The 16375-nt window shown below is 54.5% G+C and carries 16 protein-coding genes and 1 pseudogene; 8 read left to right on the top strand and 9 right to left on the bottom strand.

Annotated features, from left to right (window positions below; all coding sequences use genetic code 11):
- Positions 1–89 precede the first annotated feature (89 nt).
- A complete protein-coding gene (locus ACLHV9_RS01095; protein ID WP_108089356.1) occupies positions 90–629 on the top strand; it encodes an isochorismatase family protein in 540 nt (179 codons plus the stop codon).
- Complete coding sequence (locus ACLHV9_RS01100) at positions 629–1549, top strand: GlxA family transcriptional regulator (protein WP_108089357.1); 921 nt, start codon at positions 629–631, stop codon at positions 1547–1549. The genes ACLHV9_RS01095 and ACLHV9_RS01100 overlap by 1 nt, the downstream gene beginning before the upstream one ends.
- Here the strand turns inward: ACLHV9_RS01100 and ACLHV9_RS01105 are convergent.
- The gene (locus ACLHV9_RS01105) at positions 1542–2537 is read right to left on the bottom strand and encodes an acyltransferase (protein WP_108089358.1); all 996 of its coding nucleotides are present in this window, start codon (positions 2535–2537) and stop codon (positions 1542–1544) included. The two genes, ACLHV9_RS01100 and ACLHV9_RS01105, sit on opposite strands and share 8 nt — an antisense overlap.
- A gap of 183 nt (positions 2538–2720) precedes the next feature.
- Here ACLHV9_RS01105 and ACLHV9_RS01110 point away from each other — a divergent pair, with 183 nt between their 5' ends.
- The 3 genes from ACLHV9_RS01110 (at position 2721) to glyS (ending at position 6177) form a co-directional block, all read left to right on the top strand.
- Positions 2721–3026 (top strand): YsaB family lipoprotein, encoded by a 306-nt coding sequence (locus ACLHV9_RS01110; protein WP_028018256.1) that lies wholly within the window; start codon positions 2721–2723, stop codon positions 3024–3026.
- 160 nt (positions 3027–3186) lie between these two features.
- Positions 3187–4098, top strand: a complete 912-nt coding sequence (glyQ, locus tag ACLHV9_RS01115; protein WP_003860141.1) for a glycine--tRNA ligase subunit alpha — start codon at positions 3187–3189, stop codon at positions 4096–4098.
- A 9-nt stretch (positions 4099–4107) separates the two neighbouring features.
- A complete protein-coding gene (gene glyS / locus ACLHV9_RS01120; RefSeq protein ID WP_108089359.1) occupies positions 4108–6177 on the top strand; it encodes a glycine--tRNA ligase subunit beta in 2070 nt (689 codons plus the stop codon).
- A gap of 93 nt (positions 6178–6270) precedes the next feature.
- Here the strand turns inward: glyS and ACLHV9_RS01125 are convergent, their stop codons facing one another.
- Both ACLHV9_RS01125 and ACLHV9_RS01130 read right to left on the bottom strand, forming a co-directional pair.
- Positions 6271–6720 (bottom strand): hypothetical protein, encoded by a 450-nt coding sequence (locus tag ACLHV9_RS01125; RefSeq protein ID WP_108089360.1) that lies wholly within the window; start codon positions 6718–6720, stop codon positions 6271–6273.
- Positions 6687–6833 (bottom strand): annotated as a pseudogene (locus ACLHV9_RS01130) (HAD family hydrolase); the annotation flags it as partial. The gene ACLHV9_RS01125 and the pseudogene ACLHV9_RS01130, both read right to left, overlap by 34 nt.
- A 797-nt stretch (positions 6834–7630) precedes the next feature.
- On the opposite strand from ACLHV9_RS01130, the gene ACLHV9_RS01135 reads away from it, so the two are divergent.
- Positions 7631–9250, top strand: a complete 1620-nt coding sequence (locus ACLHV9_RS01135) for an ABC-F family ATP-binding cassette domain-containing protein (protein ID WP_108089361.1) — start codon at positions 7631–7633, stop codon at positions 9248–9250.
- 38 nt (positions 9251–9288) lie between these two features.
- On the opposite strand, the gene ACLHV9_RS01140 is transcribed toward ACLHV9_RS01135, so the two are convergent.
- The gene (locus ACLHV9_RS01140; protein ID WP_028018260.1) at positions 9289–9576 is read right to left on the bottom strand and encodes an HTH-type transcriptional regulator; all 288 of its coding nucleotides are present in this window, start codon (positions 9574–9576) and stop codon (positions 9289–9291) included.
- A 330-nt stretch (positions 9577–9906) separates the two neighbouring features.
- Here ACLHV9_RS01140 and ACLHV9_RS01145 point away from each other — a divergent pair, with 330 nt between their 5' ends.
- Together ACLHV9_RS01145 and cspA are read left to right on the top strand one after the other, a co-directional pair.
- Positions 9907–10617 (top strand): DUF3053 domain-containing protein, encoded by a 711-nt coding sequence (locus ACLHV9_RS01145; RefSeq protein WP_028018261.1) that lies wholly within the window; start codon positions 9907–9909, stop codon positions 10615–10617.
- Positions 10618–10864: 247 nt separating this feature from the next.
- Positions 10865–11077 (top strand): RNA chaperone/antiterminator CspA, encoded by a 213-nt coding sequence (cspA, locus tag ACLHV9_RS01150; RefSeq protein ID WP_003860775.1) that lies wholly within the window; start codon positions 10865–10867, stop codon positions 11075–11077.
- Between the two features lie 58 nt (positions 11078–11135).
- On the opposite strand, the gene ghrB is transcribed toward cspA, so the two are convergent.
- From ghrB to ACLHV9_RS01175, 5 genes are all read right to left on the bottom strand, one after another.
- Complete coding sequence (gene ghrB / locus ACLHV9_RS01155; RefSeq protein WP_407220072.1) at positions 11136–12110, bottom strand: glyoxylate/hydroxypyruvate reductase GhrB; 975 nt, start codon at positions 12108–12110, stop codon at positions 11136–11138.
- 26 nt (positions 12111–12136) lie between these two features.
- Positions 12137–13417, bottom strand: a complete 1281-nt coding sequence (locus ACLHV9_RS01160; protein WP_028018263.1) for an MFS transporter — start codon at positions 13415–13417, stop codon at positions 12137–12139.
- Between the two features lie 82 nt (positions 13418–13499).
- The gene (locus tag ACLHV9_RS01165; RefSeq protein WP_108089363.1) at positions 13500–14438 is read right to left on the bottom strand and encodes a sugar kinase; all 939 of its coding nucleotides are present in this window, start codon (positions 14436–14438) and stop codon (positions 13500–13502) included.
- Positions 14439–14441: 3 nt separating this feature from the next.
- Positions 14442–15191 (bottom strand): sugar phosphate isomerase/epimerase family protein, encoded by a 750-nt coding sequence (locus tag ACLHV9_RS01170; RefSeq protein ID WP_108089364.1) that lies wholly within the window; start codon positions 15189–15191, stop codon positions 14442–14444.
- A gap of 103 nt (positions 15192–15294) precedes the next feature.
- Positions 15295–16311: a LacI family DNA-binding transcriptional regulator gene (locus ACLHV9_RS01175; protein ID WP_049006066.1), complete on the bottom strand. Its 1017-nt coding sequence runs from the start codon at positions 16309–16311 to the stop codon at positions 15295–15297.
- Between the last annotated feature and the right edge of the window lie 64 nt (positions 16312–16375).

Consider the following 16375-nt stretch of genomic DNA (forward strand, 5'->3'; position numbering starts at 1 on the left):
GGATAGGCACGAGGATGTCCTTTTTTGGTCTGTGCGTGCCTTCCTTTCCTTGTCAGTATGGTGTCACACCATTGGCGAGGAGATCTCTCATGTCACGCATTGCATTAATCAATATTGATACGCAGCAGTCGTTCCATCACCGCCATTACTGGCAGGAGGACGACATTCCTGCTTTTCAGCAGGCGATGCTGGGGCTGATTGAAGGTTGCCAGGCGCGCGGTATTCCGGTCGTGGATATTTTCCATGTCGATGAAGACGGCCCTTTTACCCTGCAAAGCGGCTTTGTCAAACCAATGGCCTTTTTGCGTCATCAGCCGGATGTGGTTTTCCAGAAACACGTCCATAATGCCATCACGGATACCGGGCTTGACCGCTGGTTGCGCGAGCGTGATATCAATCAGCTTATTATCTGCGGCATTCGCACTGAACAATGCTGTGAAACCACTGCACGCGTGGCATCCGATCTGGGTTATGCTGTGACCTTTGTTAGCGAGGCAACGCTTACATTTCCAATGACCTACAAGGGCATTACCCTTAGTGCAGCGGAAATTCGTCATCGTACCGAGACGGTGCTGTCCGGGCGTTTTGCCGAGATTAAAACGGTAGCGGAGACGCTGGAGTCATTGTAATGCGCATCGACGTCTGGTTCGTGATGTTGCCCGGGGTGCTGTCATTAGATATGACGGGCCCGGCGGAGACCTTTGTGCTGGCTGGCGACGCGTTTCGTCTGCATTACATTGGCCCGCAACCGGACGTTCCGACGTCGATAGGTCTGACGATGAGCGGCATCCAGCCCTTGCCGGAAAACCTGCCTCCAGGCAGTCTACTGGTCCTGCCGGGGGTGAGCGACTCCCGCTGTCAATTCTCAACGCCACAGGCGCAGCAGATCCAGCACTGGCTGATGCGCCTGCAGCCGCAGATCCAACGCCAGGATATTACCGTGATGTGCGTCTGTTCAGGGGCGTTGCTGGCAGCAAAATCAGGCCTGCTGAATCACCGTCAGTGTACAACCCATCATGATGTTATTAACCGTTTACGCACCGCGGCTCCCACGGCGACGATTAAAGAAAACCGGATATTTGTGCAGGATGAGAATATCTGGACCAGCGCAGGGATCACCTCTGGCATCGATCTGGCGCTGCATATGATTAACCGCCTGTGTGGCCCGGAAAAGGCGCTGGCCGTGGCACGTGAGATGGTGGTCTGGTTCCGCCGTTCCGGAGATGACCCCCAGTTATCCCCGTGGTTGCGCTACCGCAATCATCTTCATCCGGCCATCCATCGGGCGCAGGATGCGCTCACCGCCGAGCCGCAAAAAACATGGAATTTGCCTGAGATCGCCGCCGTGGCGCATGTCAGCCCACGTCATCTAACCCGGCTTTTTCAGTCGCATTTAGGGATTAGCGTTCGCGATTATCTGGAGCAGTTGCGTCTGGCGGTGGCGGAGCAGTGGTTGTTGCAGGGGCGCGGTGTGGAGCAGTCTTCACTGGCGGCAGGGTTTTCCTCCCCGCGCCAGTATCATCGCGCCCGGCAGCGAAGCGTTAACTGACGAAGCGGCGCGTGTCTATTTTTTGCAGCAGCATCGACAGCAGCAGGCTGACAACCAGCGTGGCGACAAAAATCCAGATAATATCCAGCACCGGCCAGCTTTTCAGCTCAATGCCCCTCGTTCGTAGCGCGTGGATGATCAGCGCGTGAAATCCATAAATCCCCAGAGAATGCCGCGAGATAACGCTCAGCATGGGCAAGGGACGCGTATTCAGGGTATTTTTGGCAAGCGTGAGGAGCGATACGGCACAGATAAAGACCATTGGTCCGCAATACAGATACCAGGTATCGGCAAAATTGCCACGCCACTGCAACTCGTGCAGCGTCCCGCGTGAAATCACCGCCACGCCAGCGATAAACAACGCCCCACACAGCCAGTTCATACCGCGTTTTTGAGTATCCATCATCCCAATGGCGCGCCCCAGCATGCCATATAGCACGTAGTAAAAAGTATCGCCGCTGATATAGAGGTTGACCGGCAACCACTCAAATCCGTCGATTTTCTGTGAGACTGTATTCGGGTTGGCGATAATGCCAATCACCACCATCAGAGCCAGGAGCATTTTGCCGCTGACGTTTTTCACCTGAATGAGCGGAGAGACCAGATAGATAACGATAATGGCGAAGAAGAACCACAGATGGTAGAACACCGGTTTCTGCAGCACGTATCTCAGCGATAACCCGGCATTAATGGAAGTGAACAGGGTGATATAGAGCAAGGCAACGGCGCTGTAAAATCCCAGGCAGGCGGCGATGCGGATGAAGTGCTTTGGTTGCGCACTACGCTCTCCAAAAAAGAGAAAGCCGGAAATCATAAAGAATAGCGGCACGCTGACGCGCGAAGCCGCGTTGAGAATATTGGCGATATCCCAGTTAACAGGAGTGATGCTGTGCGGATTCGTGACATACCAGGTCGTCGTGTGGATCATCACCACCATCAGACACGCTATTCCTCGCAGGTTATCAATCCAGTTAATTTTTGACTGCATCAGTTCCTCGTATTCCCTGTAAATTGAGTATGACTGTCATTTTCCAGAAGTCTTCTTCTGGAAAAATCTGAGTTTTATTCAGAAGGCTTGTAGGGAGGCCGCGAGATTCGCAGAATGCCGGACCGTAATCTATAAAAGCTTTGATACTAAAAATAACAGCCACTGACCAGGGCGGTGATAAAAATGATGATGAAGCGTGTGGCGTCACTCTTTCTGCTGTTCATGCTGGCAGGGTGCAGTGCCCCACAAGAAGCCCCTGTGCAAAAAGCGCAGCAGGGGAAAATAAGCCCGGAACGTTCGCTGAATATGGAACAGCTCTGTAAGGGGCAGGCGGCCCGACGCTATAACTCGGACGTGCAGAAAATTGATGTCACCGGGTTTGAGCGCTTTCAGGGAAGTTATGAGCTGAGGGGTTATACATCCCGTAAAGAGGGCTTTATCTGCTCGTTTGATGCGGACGGCCAGTTTTTACACCTCTCTATGCGTTAGCCTGCTCGTATAATCTACAGCCAGACGCCATCAGCGCTCTGGCTCGACGGCTTATTTCCCAATTTTCCCTAAACAAACCCGTTTCATACTGTATATCTTGCAGCCAGCGGGTATACTGGTCCCTTCCATTTAAAACCACACGTATCCAGCACGAAATACTATGCAAAAGTTTGATACCAAGACCTTCCAGGGCCTGATCCTGACCTTACAGGATTACTGGGCTCGTCAGGGCTGTACCATTGTTCAACCTTTGGACATGGAAGTCGGCGCAGGCACTTCACACCCGATGACCAGCTTACGCGCGTTGGGGCCGGAGCCAATGGCGACCGCGTATGTGCAGCCTTCCCGTCGTCCGACCGATGGTCGCTACGGTGAGAACCCGAACCGTCTGCAGCATTACTATCAGTTCCAGGTGGTGATTAAGCCATCACCAGACAATATTCAGGAACTGTACCTCGGGTCACTGAAAGAGCTGGGTATGGATCCAACCATTCACGACATTCGTTTCGTGGAAGACAACTGGGAAAACCCAACGCTGGGTGCCTGGGGTCTGGGTTGGGAAGTGTGGCTGAACGGTATGGAAGTGACCCAGTTCACCTACTTCCAGCAGGTTGGTGGTCTGGAATGTAAACCGATTACCGGTGAAATCACTTACGGTCTGGAACGTCTGGCCATGTATATTCAGGGCGTAGACAGCGTTTACGACCTGGTCTGGAGCGACGGCCCGCTGGGTAAAACCACCTACGGCGACGTGTTCCATCAGAACGAAGTGGAGCAATCCACCTATAACTTCGAATACGCAGACGTGGACTTCCTGTTCACCTGCTTCGAGCAGTACGAGAAAGAAGCGCAGCAGTTGCTGGCGCTGGAGACTCCGCTGCCGCTGCCTGCTTACGAGCGTATTCTGAAGGCCGCCCACAGTTTCAACCTGCTGGACGCCCGCAAAGCCATCTCCGTGACTGAACGTCAGCGCTACATTCTGCGTATTCGTACCCTGACCAAAGCCGTTGCAGAAGCTTACTATGCGTCCCGTGAAGCCCTTGGCTTCCCGATGTGCAATCGAAACAAATAAGAGGCGGCCATGTCTGAGAAAACTTTCCTGGTGGAAATCGGCACTGAAGAGCTGCCACCAAAAGCCCTGCGCAGCCTGGCTGAATCTTTTGCTGCGAACGTGACTGCCGAGCTGGATAACGCTAGCCTGGCACACGGTAAAATTGAGTGGTTTGCTGCACCGCGTCGTCTGGCGCTGAAAGTGGCAAATCTGGCGGCGTCTCAGCCGGATCGCGAAGTCGAAAAACGTGGCCCTGCAATTGCCCAGGCGTTTGACGCCGAAGGCAAGCCGAGTAAAGCGGCTGAAGGTTGGGCGCGTGGTTGCGGTATTACCGTTGACCAGGCTGAGCGTCTGACCACCGACAAAGGTGAGTGGTTGCTGTATCGTGCCCATGTGAAAGGTGAAAGCGCAGAAGCGCTGCTGCCTGACATGATTGCCACTTCCCTGGCCAAGCTGCCTATTCCAAAACTGATGCGCTGGGGTGCGTCTGACGTGCACTTCGTGCGTCCGGTTCACACTGTGACCCTGCTGTTGGGCGATACCGTTGTTCCTGCCACCATTCTGGGCGTAGCCTCCGATCGCGTGATCCGTGGCCACCGCTTTATGGGCGAGCCGGAGTTCACCATCGACAATGCCGACCAGTACCCAGAGATCCTGCTGGAACGCGGTAAAGTCATTGCTGACTACGAACAGCGTAAAGCCAAAATCAAAGCGGACGCGGAAGACGCGGCGCGCAAGATTGGCGGTAAAGCCGATCTGAGCGACAGCCTGCTGGAAGAAGTGACTTCACTGGTGGAATGGCCGGTTGTACTGACCGCGAAATTCGAAGAGAAATTCCTGGCCGTTCCGGCTGAAGCACTGGTGTACACCATGAAGGGTGACCAGAAGTACTTCCCGGTTTATGCCAACGACGGCAAACTGCTGCCAAACTTCATCTTCGTTGCCAATATCGAATCCAAAGATCCGATCCAGATTATCTCGGGTAACGAGAAAGTGGTTCGTCCACGTCTGGCGGATGCGGAGTTCTTCTTCAACACCGACCGTAAAAAACGTCTGGAAGATCATCTCCCGCGTCTGCAGACCGTGCTGTTCCAACAACAGCTGGGTACGCTGCGTGACAAAACTGACCGTATCGCGGAGCTGTCTGGCTGGATCGCGCGTGAAATTGGTGCGGACGTAAACCACGCCACTCGTGCTGGCCTGCTGTCCAAGTGTGACCTGATGACCAACATGGTGTTCGAGTTTACCGACACCCAGGGTGTGATGGGGATGCACTACGCGCGTCACGATGGCGAAGCGGAAGATGTGGCAGTTGCCCTGAACGAGCAGTATCAGCCGCGCTTTGCGGGTGACGAACTGCCGTCTAACCCGGTGGCTTGCGCCGTCGCGATTGCCGATAAGATGGACACCCTGGCGGGTATCTTTGGCATTGGTCAGCATCCGAAAGGCGATAAAGACCCGTTCGCGCTGCGTCGTGCTGCACTGGGCGTGCTGCGTATCATCGTTGAGAAGAACCTGAACCTGGATCTGCAGACCCTGACTGAAGAAGCGGTGCGTCTGTATGGTGACAAGCTGACCAACGCGAAAGTCGTGGATGACGTGATCGACTTTATGCTCGGTCGTTTCCGCGCGTGGTATCAGGACGAAGGCTACACCGTCGATACCATTCAGGCGGTACTGGCGCGTCGTCCAACACGTCCGGCCGATTTCGATGCACGTATGAAGGCGGTGTCCCACTTCCGTACGCTGGAAGCGGCATCAGCCCTGGCGGCGGCCAACAAGCGTGTATCCAACATTCTGGCTAAGTCTGATGAAACGTTGAACGAGCGCGTGAACGCCGCGACCCTGAAAGAGCCGGAAGAGATCGCTCTGGCAATGCAGGTTGTGGTGCTGCGTGACAAGCTCGAGCCGTTCTTCGCTGAAGGTCGCTATCAGGAAGCGCTGGTAGAACTGGCGGAACTGCGTGACGTTATCGACGCCTTCTTCGAGAAAGTGATGGTGAACGTAGAAGATAAAGAACTGCGTATTAACCGTCTCTCTATGCTCGAAAAACTGCGTGAGCTGTTCCTGCGCGTGGCGGATATTTCGCTGCTGCAGTAATGTGCCCGTTGCTACAAATGCTAAAAACCCGCTTCGGCGGGTTTTTTTAAGGGGCTTTTGTAGGCCGGATAAGCGTAGCGTCATCCGGCAGGTTTAGCCGATCGCGATTGTGCCTTCGTCTGTCTGCAGCCAGCGCGGTGCCTTCAGCGTATCGGCAAAGTAGCTGACCAGCTCGCACAGCAAATCTTCCATAACGATTTCAGATTGTCGCGGCAGTGTGCCGTTCATCAGCAACTGCGTAATCTCCTGACAGTAGCGCCCCAGCTGATCGCTCTCGGATTCGAAAGCTGGAACGCGTGACGGGAGTTCCTTCACGGTCAGGCTGGCTTTTAAAGCGTCCGGAACAGGATCCAGAAGCGTGGGTTGCAGAAGATTCAGGCAGGCATAGAGTCTGCCGTAAAGCGCCATTTTTGGGGTGGGTTCTTCGCAATCTACCAGTGCGTCGGTAAAACGTTCGCAGTTATCCGCCAGTTCGGTGAATTCGGTGGCGTGGTTGAAGGGCAGAGTGATTAAAGAATGAACTTGGGTTGGGGTAGTAGCCATATTGGCAGCCTCCGATAAGTGATAAAGCTTCCACCATCGGAAATGCTAATTTCGCTGGTGGTGGACTGAACAGAGTTAGCATTACCGGCCTTATCGGATACCGGCGCATCTTTCGATGCCCCTGCTCAGCCCACCATTGAGATGTAGCAAAGCATGCTGCACAAAATGTGCCGCCGATAAGATAAGCCAGGATGCTAAACCCGGCACCTGATTTTGCAGGTGCGAAGAGAACTTACTGCTCATCAAAACAGGCGGCAACAGATTTGAGCTATACCACTGAGGATATTACCATTTCTGGAAAGAGACTCGCAAAATTACCGCAATGAAAAGCATACTGCGGGCAGAGGTCTTACAGCGACGCTATGGTCCGGCTGTAAATCGCTGAGGCGTTTCCTGTAGGCCGGGGCGAGGCGCATGGATGCGCCGAGAGGGCGGGCTTTACAGGGATGTTACCTCCGCCCGTCCCCGATAAGCCGGAAGGAATAAGCCGAAGGTACCGCGTAGCGGCGATTTACCGCCGGGAGCCCGGGTAGCCAGGGTGGTGGCGACTGAGCCACCCTGGCACGTTCACGGGTATTGTCGTTACAGAGTAGCAAGGAACATAAAGTGAACGGAATGACCACCAGAGCCATATGCTCCCCCTCACCCTAACCCTCTCCCCAAAGGGGCGAGGGGATTGTTCACTGCTCGCATTAATTTGTGGGGATCCCTCAGCCCAAAGGGAGAGGGAGTATAAGTCGTCCAAAATTTAACCTTGAAATGTTCAACGCATTCCCGCTATCCTTGTCCCCGTTAAATTTCTCCCTCAGGAGCGCCCCCCAAAAATGAACAAACACGACTGATGAATTTCGATCCTTGCTAAACGCCACCGCGTCGGCAGGGGATGTTTTGATTTCATTCAGGAGTGCTTATGGCTCATTTTGCGCAGTCCCCTTCTTTTATTTTGCATCAGGTCACCTGTCAGTTTGCGACGGGCGATACCCTTTTTGGTCCGCTGAATTTTTCTCTGGAACCGTCTTTGTGCGCACTGGTTGGCCGCAACGGAAGCGGGAAAACGCGTCTGCTGCGCTTGCTTGCAGGGCTTGATGAGCCCGCAAGCGGGCATATCGAACGTACAGGAACACACGTCTATGTGGCTCAACAGCAGGATATTTTGCCGCACACTACGCTGGCTGAGCTGCTCGGATACGAGGCAATCTTCGCGGCGCGATCGCGTATCGACAGCGGGGACTATCAGCCTGAAGATCTGGAAATGCTCGACGGGAACTGGGATTTAGCAGAACGCCTGAGCGAGGCGTTTATCCATGCGAAATTGCCACCGTTTGACCCCGATAAAATAGCCAGCGAATTCAGCGGCGGTGAACGCATTCGCGCCCTGCTGTGCGGCGCATTCACTGCACAAGCAGATTATCTGTTGCTGGACGAACCCACCAACCATCTTGATCGACAAGGCCGGACGTGGCTCTACGACCGGCTCAGTTGTTTTCAGGGTGGCGTGCTGGTGGCCTCCCATGACCGCGAACTTCTGGAGCTGGTGCCGCGTATCCTTGAACTGAGCGCCTCGGGTCTGCGCAGCTACGGCGGGAATTACGCGGATTATATCCATCAGCGGGATTTAGAACAGCAGGCGGCCCGTGCGGCGCTGGAACATGCGGCGACGGAGCGAAAACGCACCCGAGCGCGAATGCAAAAAGAGCATGACGACAGCCAGCGGCGTTCGGCAAAGACATTGCGCACCGTCGATACCCTGAATATCGCGTCGTTCGAGCGGGTCAAATATAAAGGCGCGGCAAAGGAGCGGATCGGCTCCTGGAAAAAACAGCACAGCGATCAAAATGAAGCCCTGAACACCGCGGTGAACAAGGCTCGCGAACGGGTTGAAGCGGATAATCCGGTGATGTTTACCTTGCCTGGAAGTCAGATTCCCGAAGGGAAACAGGTGCTGGTTCTGGAGGATCTTGTGTTGCCGCATGTGAATATCTCACCGCTCAACTGGCGAATGGTCGGACCGATGCGCGTGGCATTGAAGGGACCGAACGGCTGCGGAAAGTCGACATTGTTAAAAGCGATCCTCGGTGAAAATACCCCTCGTTCCGGTGCCTGTAAGGTATCTGTAAGCTGTGCTTATCTCGACCAGCATCTGTCTCAGCTCGATCTTTCGCAGTCGGTCATGACGCATCTCAATCTGGGGAATACACCGCTGGATGAGGGCGTGATACGAACCCGTTTAGCCCAGCTTCAACTGGGTGCCGACAAGGTCACGCTCCCGCTGGCAGAGTTGAGCGGCGGCGAACGTCTTAAGGCTGCCCTGGCCTGCGTACTGTGGCGCGCGGAGGCTACGCAGCTCCTGCTGCTGGATGAACCGACCAACCATCTGGATCTTGCATCAGTCCAGGCGATTGAATCGGCACTGGCTGGCTTCCCCGGTGCGCTGCTGGTGGTGTCACACGATGAGGCATTTTTAAAAGGGTTAATGTTGACGCATGAGCTGGTGTGGGAAGAGGAGGGTTGGCGCTGTGAAAGTCTTTAAACACAAGCCCCCGCAGAGGCGGGGGCATTCGAACGTTATTACGCTATCTGTTTGCTGAATGCAGGGCTGGCCTGAATCAGGCGCATCAGCTTTAACTCGGTTGGCGTGGGTTTTTCACGTTTTGACTCCCACTCCTGTACCATCGCCACGCTGACACCCATTGCTCTGGCGAATTCTTCGGTTTTCAGTCCTGTCCCTTTGCGCAATTGCTCATATTCTGTAAAGGGATTGGACTTTTGTTGCAGGGTAATCGTCTGCGGTACATCTTTAAAAATAATCTGTTCCAGACTGCTCAGCAGCTCAAACTCAGGATCTTTATATTCCATTGAGAACTCCTCTTAAATCACACATCGGGATCAAGAACATCAGAGAGCCAATTAAGGATAGTCTCTAATACAAACGAGGGATCGTCATGGTTGTGATTAATCGTGCGGAAAAGATCGCTTTACCAGTATCAACGATATGGATAGTTATGCTAATTACCTGATTACTCATATGTCGGCGTCGTCAGGCATTTTTTGTAAAGGCTAAGAAATAAAACGGCAATAGCCGTTTTGATTGAAAAGAGTATCTTGCAAGGCTGACCTGGACTATCCTTGTCAGCGTCGGGCACGCGTGTGCCGGTGTGCGCTTTTTTGGGTGAAAGGAGTAATAAAATGGCGACAGGAAAGTCCTGCTCTCGCTGGTTTGCGCCTATTGCGGCGTTGTTGATGGTTGTTAGCCTGAGTGGGTGTTTTGATAAAGAAGGCGATCAGCGCAAAGCGTTTATCGATTTTCTGCAGAATACAGTGATGCGCAGCGGCGAGCGGTTGCCGACGCTGACTGCGGATCAGAAAAAACAGTTTGGCCCCTTCGTGTCCGATTACGCCATTCTTTATGGTTATTCACAGCAGGTGAGCCAGGCGATGGATTCCGGTATTCGTCCGGTGGTGGATAGCGTGAACGCCATCCGCGTGCCGCAGGATTATATGACCCAGCGTGAACCGCTGCGCCAGTCCAACGGTGCACTCGGCGTGCTGAGCCAGCAGCTGCAGAATGCGAAAATGCAGGCTGATGCGTCACGTTCAGCGCTGAAGCAGGGCGACGATCTCAAACCGGTCTTCGACAAAGTGTATGAGAAAGTGGTGACGAAACCTTCTGAAGCGCTGCAGCCGTTGATTCCGGCCGCACAAATTTTCACGCAGCAGTTGGTCCAGGTGGGTGACTTCATCTCCCAGCAGAATACGCAGGTGAGCTTTGTCGCTAACGGTATTCAGTTCCCAACCTCGCAGCAGGCAAGTCAGTACAATACGCTGATTGGGCCGCTGGCCTCCCAGCATCAGGCCTTTAGTCAGGCGTGGACTGCAGCGGTCACTGCCACAGAATAAACTGAAAAACCCCGTCTCAGGCGGGGTTTTTTTTATTCCTGATTAAAATAACGCTTGTCATTCCTCTGGCACATCGGTATAACTGTTCCCGTCGGTTTGTTACACAGACCTAAAGCAGTTTAGTAAAGCAGTCCAGATTGTTATCCATAGATACCCTTCGTAGTGACCCTTCCTTCATCGCTTAAAAATCTGTAACGCAATCCATCAAGCCGGAAGGCACAATATATTTGTTAATAAGGTAATTTCTATGTCTGCTAAAATGACTGGTCTGGTAAAATGGTTCAACGCTGATAAAGGTTTCGGCTTCATCACTCCTGACGATGGCTCTAAAGACGTGTTCGTACACTTCTCTGCTATCCAGAACGATGGCTACAAATCTCTGGACGAAGGTCAGAAAGTGTCCTTCACCATCGAAAGCGGCGCTAAAGGCCCAGCAGCTGGTAACGTTGTAAGCCTGTAAGCTTCCAACCCAGTAGCAAAGAATTTAAAAACCCGCCTTCTGGCGGGTTTTTTCGTTTCTACTGTTGTATCTGCGGGTTGACGCAGTTTAGCTCCACTTTTCCGCTGAGTGCGGCGATCAGGTTATCTACCGCCGTGGCCGCCATATTGTAGCGCGTTTCATGAGTGGCTGAGCCGATATGGGGCAGAGCAACCACGTTAGGCAGCGAAAGCAGGGGAGAATCCACCGGCAGCGGCTCCTGTTCAAATACATCCAGACCTGCGGCATGGATCTCACCGTTTTGCAGGGCTTCAATCAGCGCCTTCTCATCCACCACCGGGCCACGACCCGCGTTGATGAAAATGGCTGATTTCTTCATCTTCGCGAATTCCTCTTTGCCAATCAGATGATGCGTTTCTTCCGACAGCGGCAGGATCAGGCAAACATAATCGGCTTCCTGCAGCAACGTATCCAGCTCGCAATAGCGCGCGTTAAAGCGCTCTTCAGCTTCAGTGTGATGACGGCGCGCGTTATACAGAATCGGCATGTTAAAACCAAAATGTGCGCGCTGCGCCAGTGCCAGCCCGATACGTCCCATGCCAACAATGCCCAGCGTTTTGCCGTGAACATCTACGCCGAACCAGTCCGGACCAATGCTCTTTGTCCATTCGCCCGCTTTGACGCGTTCAGCCACTTCCACCACGCGACGGGCCGTGGTGAGTACCAGCGCCATCAGCGTGTCGGCCACGGTTTCCGTCAGGGCATGTGGCGTGTGCATCAACAGGATCTTGCGGGCGTTAAGAGCATCCACATCGAAGTTGTCGTAACCCACGGAAACGGTAGAGGTAGCACGAAGCTTCGGCATTTTTTCCAGCAGAGTGACATCCACTTTTTCGCTTGAACCCAACAGGCCTTCGGCGCTGGCGAACGCTTCAGCGTGCTGTGCCACGGTCTCCGGGCTCAGGTTCTTCACCTGCGTGACGCTGAAGTGTTCTTCAAGACGTTTCTGCAGATCTTCCGGCAGGGCTTTATACAAAATGACGGACGGCTTCATGCTAATCTCCGTTGATTTCTAAGGATTCAGGCGTGGCGTGCGCCGACGGGGTGTTGTTGATTGTTAGCAGGCTTAACAATCAGAGTAAGCCACACGGAGGCGAAAAGCGCTACCCCCATAAAGATGTATGATGCGGATGGACTGCCCGTAGCACCGTTCAGATAACCGACAAACCAGGAGCCGCAGAACGAACCCAGCGCACCCATACTGTTAATCAGCGCCATCGCGCCACCTGCCACGTTACGCGGCAGCATTTCCGGAATGATGGCAAAGAACGGACCGTACGGGGCGTACATGGCTGCACCGGCAATGACCAGCAGAGCGTAAGAGGCCCAGAAGTGATTCGCACCTACGGCCCAGGAGCCAATGAAAGCAAAGGCAGCGATCAGCAGCAGCGGCCAGACAAACAGCTTACGGTTCTGCAGCTTATCCGATGCCCACGATGCGACGATCATGGCGATGGTTGCCGCCAGATACGGCACGGAAGAGAGCCAGCCTACCTCTACCATGCCGAGGTTTTCGCCACCGCTGCGGATAATCGACGGCAGCCACAGCACAAAGCCGTACACGCCAATACTCCAGGTAAAATATTGCGCACAAAGCAGGATCACGTTACGCGAGCGGAAGGCTTCACCATAGTTACGTACGGCCTTCAGACCTTGTTGTTCTTTATCCAGCTGTGCCTGCAGCGCCGCTTTTTCGTCTTCGGAAAGCCATTTCGCCTGAGCCGGCTTATCTTTCACCAGCACCCACCAGCAGAAGGCCCAGATAACCGCGGGTACCCCTTCGATGATAAACATTTCGCGCCAGCCGAAGGACTGGATCAGGTAGCCGGAAACTACCGACATCCACAGTACCGTGACCGGGTTACCGAGGATCAGGAAGGTATTCGCGCGGGAGCGTTCAGATTTAGTAAACCAGTTGCTGATGTAGATCAGCATCGCCGGCATGACGGCCGCCTCAACGACGCCGAGGATAAAGCGAATGGCGGCCAGGGCAGGAATATTGTTCACCACGCCGGTCAGTGATGCGCAGGCACCCCACAGGATCAGACAGATGAAGATCAGCTTACGCACGCTGCGGCGTTCGGCGTAGATAGCGCCGGGGATCTGGAAGAAGAAATAACCCAGGAAGAAAAGGGCACCCAGCAGGGAGGAGATACCTTTGGTGATCCCAAGGTCTTCGGTGATCCCCGCCGCGGACGCGAAACTGAAGTTGGCACGATCAAGGTACGCCAGGCTGTACGTGATAAACACGATTGGCATGATGTACCACCAGCGTTTCACTGCATTGGTCGAACTGTTCATAGGCTTGCCTCTGTTGTTGAGGTTGTTACCGCCGTTGTCTGTAGGGTACACGGTGGTTTGTTTTGTTGGGTGAGGGGAATGTTTATTCGTTAAGCTCTGCTCGGGTTGGTAATCCTTCGCTATCGCCTTGTACCTGAATAGCCAGCGAGCCTACCCTGTTGCCCCGCGCGACGGCTTGCTGCAGTGGTTTACCTTCCAGCAGAGCGCTAATGACTCCCACGGCAAAGCCATCGCCCGCGCCGACGGTGTCGACCACGTTTTCAACTTTTACCGCAGCGACCGCACCTTGTTCACCTTCGGCGGTTTTAAACCATGCGCCATCGGCACCGGTTTTCAGCACCACGGCTTTTACCCCTTTATTCAGGTAGAAGTCGGCGATGCCTTCAGGCGTGCTTTCACCGGTAAGGATCATCCCTTCTTTCACTCCCGGCAGAACCCAGTCAGCCTGGAATGCCAGATGGTTAAGTTTCTCAACCATTTCCGCTTCACTTTTCCACAGCACCGGCCGCAGGTTAGGATCGAAAGAGATCGTTTTGCCCTGTGCCTTCATGGTAGATGCAGCATGATCCAGCAATGCGTATGAGCTGGCTGAGAGCGCTGCCGCCACGCCGCTCAGGTGCAAATGGCGTGCATAGGCAAAATAGTCGGCGTGGTAATCTTCCACTGAGAGATGGCTTGCCGCCGACCCTTTACGGAAATACTCCACAATGGGATCGGTTCCATTTTCGACCTTAGATTTAAGCTGAAAGCCGGTCGCGAAGCGTCCGTCGAGCGTCACGCCTGCCGAATCAATCCCTTCTTTTTTCAACGAGTCGAGAATGAAATGACCAAAGCTATCGTCCCCTACGCGGCTGACCCAGCCCACGTTCAGGCCGAGACGCGCCAGGCCGGTCGCGACGTTCAGCTCTGCGCCAGCCACGCGTTTGATGAAATGCTCTACCGCGCTCAGCTCGCCGGTTTCGGTAGCGACAAACATCGCCATGGCCTCGCCAATCGTAATGACATCCAGCGTCTTGTGCATGGTTTACTCCTCGCGCAGCAGGTTGACGTAATGGCGGGTAACGGCGGTTAAATCCGTCCCTTCCAGCGGAAACTCGATACCTCGCGGGGCATCGGCGGGTAACTGGCAGAGCAGATCCAGCCAGCGCGCATCAGCACGATCCGGTGCCACGGCGCGGAAATTATCCTTATGCGGAACGGCGGCTTTAACGTGGATATAGCTCACAGCAGGGGCCAGATGACGGGCGGCTTCTTCAGGGGAGTCGCCGACCCATAGCCAGTTACCCATATCGAAGGTTAGCGTAACGGGCAGTGCCCTCTCCCGGCAGGCAGCTTTAAAGCCCTGCATTGGCGCAAGCTGGCCGCAGTCGGTCTGGTCGTTTTCCACCACCAGCGCCATGCCGCTTTTATTCAGCAGGTTCCGCAGGGCTTCAAGCGGCTGGGTGTCGCTGAAATACCCGAGTGAAACTTTCAGCCACAGCGCATTCAGGGTGCTGGCCTCGGAGAGATAGCGGGGCAGGTCCGGGTTGAGGGTACCGTCAGGCATAAACAGGGCGGCGGGGGCGGAGTAACACGCCAGCAGGCCCAACAGTTCAATAGATTCACCCAGCGCAGGCAGTGCCAGTAACTCTTCGCTGTTGAACAGCTCGCGGCGGATCTCCACGCCGTCGGCACCTGCACCCGCAATCACGGGAAGCATTGCCCGTTGACCGCCTGCCTGTCGCACCTGTTCCGCGCCGTACGCGGCGGTGACCACCATGATTTTCCTGCCCATCTTCGGACTCCATCGCAATATATCAATGTTATTACGCTAGATGGAACCGGTTCCAAAGGAAAGTTCAGGATGTCGAAATTATGATCGGTATCACAAGGGAAAATTAACGCGCGGTGGAGCCGCGAACGATCAGCTCGCCGGAGAAGACCTGCTCGCGTACGGCATCACTGGTGCCTTCAATACGACGAACCACTTGTTCTACAGCAGCATAGCCAATCTGCCAGGTGGGCTGTTTGAGGGTGGTGATACCGACGCCCGCCAGTTCTGCCCACTCCAGTTCATCGAACCCCAGCAGACCAATATCGCTGCCCCAGTGCAGGCCAATCCGCTTGAGCGAGCGGGCGACTTGCAGCGTCAGTGCCCCGTTGGCGGAAATGACGGCTTTGCGCATCCCACGATGTCGGGTGTGGAACTGGCGCAGGGTGTTGTCGAGTTGATCGGCTTCGTGTAATGGGGTTTCGGCATTTTCGGCGATCACGCCGGGATAACGCTCCAGAGTGGCGCGAAACGCGCTCAGACGCTCGCGACGCGTGTTAACCATTCCCAGTGGTTCGCTTAGAAACAGAATGGCTTCAAAACCCTGTTCGATCAGATGCTCGGTGGCGGTAGTGGCGGCCTGGGTGTTATCCAGCCCGACGACATCGCAGGCAAATTCAGGGATTTTACGATCGATAAGGACCATGGGAAGAGACGATTGCTGCAGGCGGTTTAACCCCTCTTCACGCATGCCCACGGCGTTAACCACAATCCCTTCCACCTGGTAGCTACGCAGCAGATCGAGATAATGCAGCTCCTGGTCGACTTCGTTGTTGGTATTACAGACCAGCGGCGTAAAACCTTTCTCGCGACAGGCGGCTTCAATACCGCTCAGCACGTTTACGGAGTAGGGGTTGGTGATATCGGCGATGATAAGCCCGATAAGGCGGGTACGCCCCCGCTTGAGCCCGCGCGCCATGATGCTGGGGCGGTAATCGAGATCGGCAATGGCCTGTTCAATTCGAGCCAGCAGCGCATCGGACAACAGATGTTTTTCGCCGTTGAGATAGCGCGAAATGCTGGTTTTACCGGTTTTGGCTGCTTTCGCCACGTCGCTGATGGTGGCCCGGGCTGGTTTGCTCATCGCTGATTTCCCTGAATTTAGTGAGAATACCTTAGCGGGAAAATCAACGATGGCAAGTGGTTCA

Origin of the sequence: Enterobacter sp. CPE_E890 (assembly GCF_046521475.1) — a bacterium.
Classification (GTDB): Bacteria; Pseudomonadota; Gammaproteobacteria; order Enterobacterales; family Enterobacteriaceae; genus Enterobacter; species Enterobacter adelaidei.

Excerpts from the sequence above, each read along its gene's own strand:
- ACLHV9_RS01095 (WP_108089356.1), top strand. The coding sequence starts at position 90 with ATGTCACGCATTGCATTAATCAATATTGATACGCAGCAGTCGTTCCAT.
- ACLHV9_RS01100 (WP_108089357.1), top strand. The coding sequence starts at position 629 with ATGCGCATCGACGTCTGGTTCGTGATGTTGCCCGGGGTGCTGTCATTA.
- ACLHV9_RS01105 (WP_108089358.1), bottom strand. The coding sequence starts at position 2,537 with ATGCAGTCAAAAATTAACTGGATTGATAACCTGCGAGGAATAGCGTGT.
- ACLHV9_RS01110 (WP_028018256.1), top strand. The coding sequence starts at position 2,721 with ATGATGATGAAGCGTGTGGCGTCACTCTTTCTGCTGTTCATGCTGGCA.
- glyQ (WP_003860141.1), top strand. The coding sequence starts at position 3,187 with ATGCAAAAGTTTGATACCAAGACCTTCCAGGGCCTGATCCTGACCTTA.
- glyS (WP_108089359.1), top strand. The coding sequence starts at position 4,108 with ATGTCTGAGAAAACTTTCCTGGTGGAAATCGGCACTGAAGAGCTGCCA.
- ACLHV9_RS01125 (WP_108089360.1), bottom strand. The coding sequence starts at position 6,720 with ATGGCTACTACCCCAACCCAAGTTCATTCTTTAATCACTCTGCCCTTC.
- ACLHV9_RS01135 (WP_108089361.1), top strand. The coding sequence starts at position 7,631 with ATGGCTCATTTTGCGCAGTCCCCTTCTTTTATTTTGCATCAGGTCACC.
- ACLHV9_RS01140 (WP_028018260.1), bottom strand. The coding sequence starts at position 9,576 with ATGGAATATAAAGATCCTGAGTTTGAGCTGCTGAGCAGTCTGGAACAG.
- ACLHV9_RS01145 (WP_028018261.1), top strand. The coding sequence starts at position 9,907 with ATGGCGACAGGAAAGTCCTGCTCTCGCTGGTTTGCGCCTATTGCGGCG.
- cspA (WP_003860775.1), top strand. The coding sequence starts at position 10,865 with ATGTCTGCTAAAATGACTGGTCTGGTAAAATGGTTCAACGCTGATAAA.
- ghrB (WP_407220072.1), bottom strand. The coding sequence starts at position 12,110 with ATGAAGCCGTCCGTCATTTTGTATAAAGCCCTGCCGGAAGATCTGCAG.
- ACLHV9_RS01160 (WP_028018263.1), bottom strand. The coding sequence starts at position 13,417 with ATGAACAGTTCGACCAATGCAGTGAAACGCTGGTGGTACATCATGCCA.
- ACLHV9_RS01165 (WP_108089363.1), bottom strand. The coding sequence starts at position 14,438 with ATGCACAAGACGCTGGATGTCATTACGATTGGCGAGGCCATGGCGATG.
- ACLHV9_RS01170 (WP_108089364.1), bottom strand. The coding sequence starts at position 15,191 with ATGGGCAGGAAAATCATGGTGGTCACCGCCGCGTACGGCGCGGAACAG.
- ACLHV9_RS01175 (WP_049006066.1), bottom strand. The coding sequence starts at position 16,311 with ATGAGCAAACCAGCCCGGGCCACCATCAGCGACGTGGCGAAAGCAGCC.